Below are 7,417 nucleotides of genomic sequence, written 5' to 3'. Positions count from 1 at the left end.
CATTCTGCTCACACCGCCTGAACCGGTCACCGATGGATTGGACTAACATGAGCCCCAGGGGCGCGGAAATAATGGGCGCAGAAATAACGAGCGCAGAAGGCGCTGCCGGCTTCGCCGGCCTGCCCGCCGACTACGCTATTCCCCAGCGTGCGCCTTCGCTCGATGAGGCGCAGCGCTACTGCGAACGCCTGGCGCGCCGCCACTACGAGAATTTCTCCGTCGCTACCTGGTTCCTGCCGCAAAGACTGAAGCAGCACTTCTTCAACCTGTACGCGTACTGCCGCATCTCCGACGATCTTGGCGACGAGGTTGCCGACAAGCGCGAGGCCCTGCGTCTGCTTGACGAATGGGAGAATGAACTCAACGCCACCTATCTCAGCCTGGCGGAGGACGTGTCGCCCGACGTGCGTGGCGACGTGGACAAACTTGAGCCCGCGGTGACTCGCCGGAATCCCATCACGCCGCGGCATCCCGTGTTTGTCGCGCTGCGCGAGACCATTCGCCAGCTCGATATCCCGCAGCAGCCCTTCGCCGACCTGCTTGTCGCCTTCCGCAGCGACCAGTCCACCTCGCGCTACCAGACGTTCGACGATGTGCTTGGCTACTGCCGCTATTCCGCGAACCCCGTCGGACGTCTCGTACTCTACCTTTGCGGCTATCGCGACGCTGAACGCCAGCAGCTTTCCGATTACACCTGCACCGCGCTCCAGCTCGCGAACTTCTGGCAAGACGTTGCTCGCGACTGGGATAAAGGACGCATCTATCTGCCGCTCGAAGACCTGCGGCGCTTCAACGTGACCGAAGACGACATCGCCCAGCGCCGGGCCACGCCCGAGTTCCTCGCGCTGATGAAGTTCGAAGTGGCGCGCGCGCGCGAGTGGTTCGAGCGCGGCCTGCCGCTCGCCGGCAAAGTCTCGCCAGACCTCGCCACCGACATCGAGCTCTTCAGCCGCGGCGGCCAGGCCATCCTCTCCGCCATCGAGCGCCAGGGATACGACGTGCTGAAGCAGCGTCCCGTCATCTCCAAGCCGCGCAAGCTTGCCCTCGTGCTGCGCGCCGGCGCCCGGAAGCTGTTCGCGTGAGCGTAGAGAAACAGCTCGACCACGCCTACGCCATCTGTCGCGGCGTCACGCGCTCTTCCGCCAAGAATTTCTTCTACGCCTTCCTGGTGATGCCCAAGGAAAAGCGCAACGCGCTCTGCGCCGTCTACGCCTTCATGCGCCACGCCGACGATCTTTCCGACGACGTGACCATGCCGGTCGAACAGCGCGCGCAGAAACTCGCGGCCTGGAGTCAACAGTTCCATCAAGCCATGCAGGGGCAGCCGACCGACGATCCCGTGCTCTTCGCCCTCGCCGACGCGCAACAGCGCTTCCACATCCCGGTGCAGCTCTTCGACCAGTTGGTCGAGGGAACCATGATGGACTTGCAGCAGGCGGTCCCCGGCGTGCCCCTGACTTTTAGGACCTTTGACGACCTGTCGCGCTACTGCTACCACGTGGCGTCGGTCGTCGGACTCATCAGCATCCGCATCTTCGGTTACAAAGATCCTGCCGCCGAGCCGCTCGCCGAGCGCACCGGCATCGCCTTCCAGTTGACCAACATCATCCGCGATGTCCGCGAAGATGCGCTCATGGGCCGCGTTTACCTGCCGCAGGACGACCTTGCCCGCTTCGGACGCTCTACCGCCGAACTCGCACCAGCAATGCTTGGAAACGGCTTCCAGGCCGCGGTTTGGGCGGACGTCCTGCGCTTCGAGGCCGACCGCGCCCGCGAGTTCTACCGCGCCGCCGACGAGCTCATTCCCCTCATCAACGAAGACTGCCAGCCCGCTCTTTGGACGCTGGTCACCATCTATAGCCGCCTGCTCGACAAGATCGCGCTCAAGCAATACGACGTCTTTCGCGAGCGCGTGCGCCTCACGGTCCCGGAGAAATTGAAGATCCTCGGCATGGGATTCGTGCGCCAGCTCGCATGACGCCATCCACTATGCCAACAGTCACCGTCGTCGGTGGCGGTCTCGCCGGACTCTCCGCTGCCTGCGCGCTGGCCGATTCCGGATTCAAAGTCACATTGCTGGAGCGCCGTCCGTATCTCGGCGGCAGAGCTTCCTCCTACGAGCACCCCGGAACGAATGAAACAGTCGACAACTGCCAGCACGTCCTCCTCGGCTGCTGCACCAACCTCATCGACTTCTACCGCCGCCTGAAGGTCGAAGATCGGATCCGCTGGTACGACCAGCTCACCTTCATCGAGCCCGGCGGCCGCCAGTCGAAGATCTGGCCCTCCGGGTGGCCGGAGCCATTCCACAACGCACCCTCGTTCTTGATGGCGCATTCGCTTTCACTGTTAGACAAGCTCGCCATCGCGCGCGTGATGGCTCTCCTCGTGCCCGGCTTGCCGCAGGAGACCGATGAGACGTTCCTGGCGTGGTTGCGCCGCCATGGACAGACCGAGCGCGCCATCGAGCGCTTCTGGAAAGTCGTCTTGGTCAGCGCGCTCAACGAAGACCTCGACCGCATGAGCATCCATTACGCTGCGCAGGTCTTCCGTGAGTCGTTCCTCAAGTCGTGGCAGGCGGGACGCATGGGTGTCCCCTCCGTCCCGCTCAGCGAACTCTATGGCGTGGCCGCGGACTACATCCGCGAGCGCGGCGGGGAGGTGCGCCTGCGCGCGCGCGTGGAGGGATTCACTACGTCGGGGGAGCGTGCTTGCGTCCGTCTCGCCGTCCCTCCGAATCCCGAAGGGACCAGTGACAGTGCGAGTCCCGTAGGGACGACTGAGATCGTCTCCGACTACCTCATCCTTGCCGTCCCTTTCGAAGTGCTCGCTAAGATCTTGCCCGCCGAGCCACCCGCTGAGCCGCTGCACGCCGCGTTGCGCAAGCTCGAGCATTCGCCTATCACCGGCATCCACTTCTGGTTCGATCGCCAGGTCACCGGCCTTGACCACGCTGTGCTGCTCGACCGCACCATCCAGTGGATGTTCAACAAGTCGAATCTGCTCGCGCCGCGAGAAACGGGAAACGAGAAACGAGAAACCGGTTCTTACCTCGAACTCGTCGTCAGCTCCTCGAAAGACCTGGTGGAGAAGTCGAAGCCGGAGATCCTTGAGCTCGCCCTGCGCGAGCTGGCCGAATTCTTTCCCGCCGTCAAGGACGCCAAGGTGATGAAGCAGACGGTGATCAAGGAGATCCACGCGACCTACTCCGCCAAGCCGCGCTCGGACGATTACCGCCCGCCGCAGCGCACTGGATGGCCGCGTGTCTTCCTCGCCGGCGACTGGACGGCCACCGGATGGCCCGCCACCATGGAAGGCGCCGTGCGCTCTGGCTATCGCGCCGCGGAAGAGCTAGCCCGCGCCGCCGCCAGTACGGAGAAGAGCCCGCAGAAATATCTCGTCCCCGACCTGCCTTCCAAGGGCTTCATGCGTTGGTTCAAGGGTTGACTGGAAGAGGCTGACGCTGAGCCGCTGGCGTTATGCGGCTGGTTTACGCGGCTAAGAGCGCCACGCCACCGCACACGCAGAGCGCTGCTGCCCAGCGCCGCGCGTCTACGCGTTCGTGCAGGAAGAACTTCGCGGCGATCGCGTTGGTCACGAACGAGAGTGACGCCGCCGCCGGCGCGACCAGGCTCACGTCCGCCCACGACAGCGCAAACAACAGCGAGAAGAACGCCATCGCCATCGCGGTCACGCCGAGCACGAACCATTTGTTCGTGGTCACGCGCTTCACGCAGGCGAAGAAGCCTTGCTTCTCCCACAGTTCGCCCAGGTCGCCGACCTGCTTCATCGCCTTGGCGGTGAGCACGTCGCCCGCGGTCGAGGTCACCACGATCACGCCGATGGCCGACCAGGTGGTCACCACAGACGATGTGAGCTGCAAACTCGAAGGCGCACTCATGGGCCCACCTCGGAACGTCTTACCTCGGGATCACGATGCGCCGCTTCTTCATGCACCACCACAGCCGTCTCCGGCAGCGGCGTCAACGCCGGCCCGCGCGTCACGAAGCCCACGCCGGCGGTGACCAGCAAGATCCCCAGCCAGCGCGTGACGGTCACGTGCTCGTGCAGGAACCATTGCGAGAGCAGCGCGAGCAGCACGTAGTCGAGCGCGGCGGCGGGCAGCACGAAGGTGAGGTCCGCCCAGGTCAGCGCGGTCAGGTAGCAGGCAAAGAAGATGAGCAGGAAGAAGATGCCGCCGGCGATCCACGGCGTGAACACGGCGGCAAACAGTTGCGGCAGGTCATGGAGCGCGACCGGCGGCATGGCACGCATCCCGCGCGAGAGCAACACATCGCCCACGGCGCCGGAGACGATGATGCCCGCCAAGACGAGATACTTCTTCAGGTCCATCTTCTATCTGGTATCTGGTATGCGATCGAGGGGACGGAGCTTTTTAGGCTTCGGCGGCCGCGGCCTTCTGTGCGGCTTCGTCGGTCTGCGTCTTCGAGAGCTTCATGCGCGCGGCGCGCAGCTTGAGGAACGCCTTAGCTTCCTTGTACAGGCGCTTGCGCTCCACGTTGTTGAACACCGCCTTGCGCACGATGCGGAAGACCGCCCTCGGACGGAAGTAGTATTCGTCGTAGAACTTGTTGACCATCTCCATCACGTACTCGCGCGGCAGGCCGGGATACTGCAGCATCACGAGCTGGTGGCCGCCTTCATCCACCATGTTCGCGCCCTTCACGATGAAGTCGTTCTTGTCGGCCCAATCGTAAAGTTCGGTGCCGGGATACGCGTGCGCGATCGATACCTGGATGGTCTCCGCGTCGATCTCCTTGGCGAAGTCGATGGTCTTGCGGATGGTCTCTTTGGTTTCGCCCGGCAATCCGAGGATGAAGTCGCCGTGGACCACGAGTCCCAGCTTCTTGCAGTCTTTGGAGAATGCCAGCGCGCGCTCCACCGTCGCGCCCTTCTTGATGTTCTTCAGGATCTGCTGGTCGCCCGATTCGTATCCCACGATGAGCAGGCGGCAGCCCGCTTCCTTCATCGCCTTGAGCGTCTCGTAGTCGGTGGTCACGCGCGAGGTGCAGCTCCAGGTGAGCCCCTTGATCTTCTTCAGCTCGGCGCAGAGCTTGATGGTGCGGGCTTTCTGAAGATTGAAGGTATCGTCGTCGAAGAAGAATTCGCGCACGTCGGGCCAGAGCTGTTTCGCTTTGGCCATCTCCGCGGCAACGTCTTCTACCGAGCGCTGGCGCCAGGGATGGCCACTCAGCGTCTGCGGCCACAAGCAGAAGGTGCACTGCGCCGGGCAGCCGCGCGTGGAGTATAGCGAGACGAACGGATAGAGCAGGAACGGCACGTTGTACTTGGTGACGTCGAGATCGCGCTTGTAGATGTCCGTCACGTGCGGCAGCGCGTCCAGGTCCTCGACCGACGGGCGGTCGGCGGTGTGCACGATCTTGCCATTCGCGTCGCGGTAGCTGATGCCGAGGATCTCGTTCAGCGGCTTGCCCTGGGCGAACTCCACCACCGCGTAGTCGAACTCGCGGCGCACCACGAAGTCGATCACCGGACACTCATTCAACGCCCGGTTGGGCTCCGTCGTTACCGGCGGCCCCACGAAAGCGATCTTCAGCTTCGGATTCGCGGCCTTCATCGCCGTGGCCAGGGCGTGGTCGCCCTTCCAGCCCGGGGTCGAGGTGAAGAGCACGAGGAAGTCGTACTGCTTGCCGATCTCGATGGTCTCGGCCCCCGAGACGTGGTGCGGCGGCGCGTCCAATAGCCGCGACCCCTCCAGCAACCCTGCCGGATAGGCGAGCCACACCGGGTACCAGTAGCTTTCGATCTCACGGGTAGCAGGCCAGCGCGAGCTGGCGCCCCCATCAAAGTTCTCAAAAGAAGGCGGATTCAGGAAGAGCGTTCTCAAAACATTCATGATTAGGTAAGTGCTTATCTTAACAGGCTTTGACGGGGTTACAAAGTGGGTTACAAAGCCCTGCTATTTAGACGCCTCCAAGCGCAAAGAGGTTCGGGAAAAGAGGCGTTATCGCCGTCCTTCGCGCTTCTGCGCCACCACCAGCCCCCGCGGCGTCGCCAAAAAGACGACCGAGATCAGCCCCTCCGCCTGCAACCGCATGGCTTGCTCGCGCACGACCTTATAGTGCGAGCTCGCGTCGTGCAGCACGATGAGTCCGTTAGGGTTCATCTGCGGCAGGAAGTGGCGCACCTCCTGCTCGCGGATGTCGAGGTCGGAATCAGAGAATAAAAGATCGATCCTGCCCTCTACCTTGGTCTCGAGCGACGACGCATTGCGCATCTCGATCCACTTTGCGACGCCAGACCGCTGCACCCGCTCTTTGGCCTTCGCGAACACCTTGGGATCGAACTCGATGGTGATGAGCCTGCCAAATCCGTTCTCCGCCACGCCTTCCGCCAGCCTGATGGTGGAGAGCGCGGTGAACGTCCCGGTCTCGACGATCAGCTCGGGCTTGGCCGTCGTCACCAAGCGCTTCAGGAACTCCAGCACCTCCACCTCGGCGGACATGCTGTCGTACATCCGCCAACGCTCGGGGTGGGGACACTCCGCCGTCGGCGGCGTGTACTCCGGCTGCGTCGCTTCGCCGAATAATGCCACGTGCTCGAGGATGCGATGCTCTTCGCGCCCGCGCAGGAAGCGCGGCAGCACACTGGCCAGCAGCAGCGCGCCCGCCAGCATCGAGGCCAGCGAGGTGATCTGCGCGGTGTCGAGCGCGTGCGGATACCCCCACGGCAGCCGTATCCCGAAGATGCCGTTGTACCAGTCCACGAAACCCTGTCCGAAGGTCTCGCCGAAGGCGAAGCTCTTGCCCTCGATGTAGCGGATGAACTCGATGAAGAAGCGCGCCACGCCCGTCAGGATGAGGAACTCGCCGAAGACCGTCCCCGCCGGCCGCTGCAGTTGCGCTGCTTTCTTGCCCTCGTTCCGCAGGAACCAGAAGATCAGTAGCGCGAGAATCAGCTCGTAGATCGGGGTGGGATGCACGCAGTCATTCGTGGGCACCAGTCCGTTGGGGAAGCGCATGCACCAGGGCAGCGCCGTCGGCGTGCCGTAATCGCCGTCACCAGAGATCAGACAGCCGATGCGTCCGATGCCGTAGCCGATCGCGGTGGCGGGCGCGCACGCATCCAGCAGCACCAGGAGCGGGATACGATACCGCCGCGCCCACCAGATCAGCGTGAGGAAGCACAGGATCAGCGAGCCGTGCCAGGTGAAGCCGGTACGGCTGAACAGCACCTCGACGGGGTGCGCGAACAGCTCATGCGGCGCCTCCAAGGCGGAGTAGAGCTTCGCGCCCAGCACGCCCATGATGCCCAGCAGCAGCGTAAGGTTCGCGGGATCACTGGGCAGGCGGCGCCGGCGGAACTCGGCGCGCAGCACGTAGTAGCTGACCACCAGCCCGAGCCACACCATCAGGCCAAACGTGCCCAGCTGTAG

At 63.6% G+C, this 7,417-nt stretch carries 7 protein-coding genes; 3 read left to right on the top strand and 4 right to left on the bottom strand.

The genetic code is table 11. The features are described from left to right. Positions 1–32: 32 nt before the first annotated feature. The 3 genes from hpnC to hpnE are packed head-to-tail and all read left to right on the top strand — an operon-like array spanning position 33 to position 3,447. Entirely contained in the window at positions 33–1,082 is a 1,050-nt protein-coding gene (hpnC, locus tag M3P27_07015; protein MDP9268063.1) for a squalene synthase HpnC, read from the top strand. Next, entirely contained in the window at positions 1,079–1,978 is a 900-nt protein-coding gene (locus tag M3P27_07010) for a phytoene/squalene synthase family protein (GenBank protein MDP9268062.1), read from the top strand. The genes hpnC and M3P27_07010 overlap by 4 nt, the downstream gene beginning before the upstream one ends. Before the next feature lie 11 nt (positions 1,979–1,989). Next, positions 1,990–3,447, top strand: a complete 1,458-nt coding sequence (hpnE, locus tag M3P27_07005) for a hydroxysqualene dehydroxylase HpnE (protein ID MDP9268061.1) — start codon at positions 1,990–1,992, stop codon at positions 3,445–3,447. A 43-nt stretch (positions 3,448–3,490) separates the two neighbouring features. On the opposite strand, the gene M3P27_07000 is transcribed toward hpnE, so the two are convergent. From M3P27_07000 to M3P27_06985, 4 genes are all read right to left on the bottom strand, one after another. Continuing rightward, positions 3,491–3,901: an EamA family transporter gene (locus tag M3P27_07000; GenBank protein ID MDP9268060.1), complete on the bottom strand. Its 411-nt coding sequence runs from the start codon at positions 3,899–3,901 to the stop codon at positions 3,491–3,493. After that, on the bottom strand, positions 3,898–4,353 hold the full coding sequence (locus M3P27_06995; protein ID MDP9268059.1) for a DMT family transporter: 456 nt from the start codon (positions 4,351–4,353) through the stop codon (positions 3,898–3,900). The genes M3P27_07000 and M3P27_06995 overlap by 4 nt, the downstream gene beginning before the upstream one ends. Positions 4,354–4,396: 43 nt before the next feature. Next, on the bottom strand, positions 4,397–5,878 hold the full coding sequence (gene hpnJ / locus M3P27_06990; GenBank protein MDP9268058.1) for a hopanoid biosynthesis associated radical SAM protein HpnJ: 1,482 nt from the start codon (positions 5,876–5,878) through the stop codon (positions 4,397–4,399). A 108-nt stretch (positions 5,879–5,986) separates the two neighbouring features. Beyond that, positions 5,987–7,417 (bottom strand): prolipoprotein diacylglyceryl transferase (locus M3P27_06985; protein MDP9268057.1); only part of this gene is annotated, 1,431 nt, incomplete at its 5' end.

This window comes from Acidobacteriota bacterium (assembly GCA_030774055.1).
In the GTDB taxonomy this organism is placed as follows: Bacteria; Acidobacteriota; Terriglobia; order Terriglobales; family Acidobacteriaceae; genus JACPNR01.
The sequence above is the reverse complement of the archived record's forward strand: the minus strand, read 5'-3'. Positions and strand labels throughout refer to the sequence as shown.

What these genes read in the sequence shown, in the direction of transcription:
- hpnC (MDP9268063.1), top strand. Translation starts at nt 33, where the DNA reads ATGGATTGGACTAACATGAGCCCCAGGGGCGCGGAAATAATGGGCGCA.
- hpnE (MDP9268061.1), top strand. Translation starts at nt 1,990, where the DNA reads ATGCCAACAGTCACCGTCGTCGGTGGCGGTCTCGCCGGACTCTCCGCT.
- M3P27_07000 (MDP9268060.1), bottom strand. Translation starts at nt 3,901, where the DNA reads ATGAGTGCGCCTTCGAGTTTGCAGCTCACATCGTCTGTGGTGACCACC.
- M3P27_06995 (MDP9268059.1), bottom strand. Translation starts at nt 4,353, where the DNA reads ATGGACCTGAAGAAGTATCTCGTCTTGGCGGGCATCATCGTCTCCGGC.
- hpnJ (MDP9268058.1), bottom strand. Translation starts at nt 5,878, where the DNA reads ATGAATGTTTTGAGAACGCTCTTCCTGAATCCGCCTTCTTTTGAGAAC.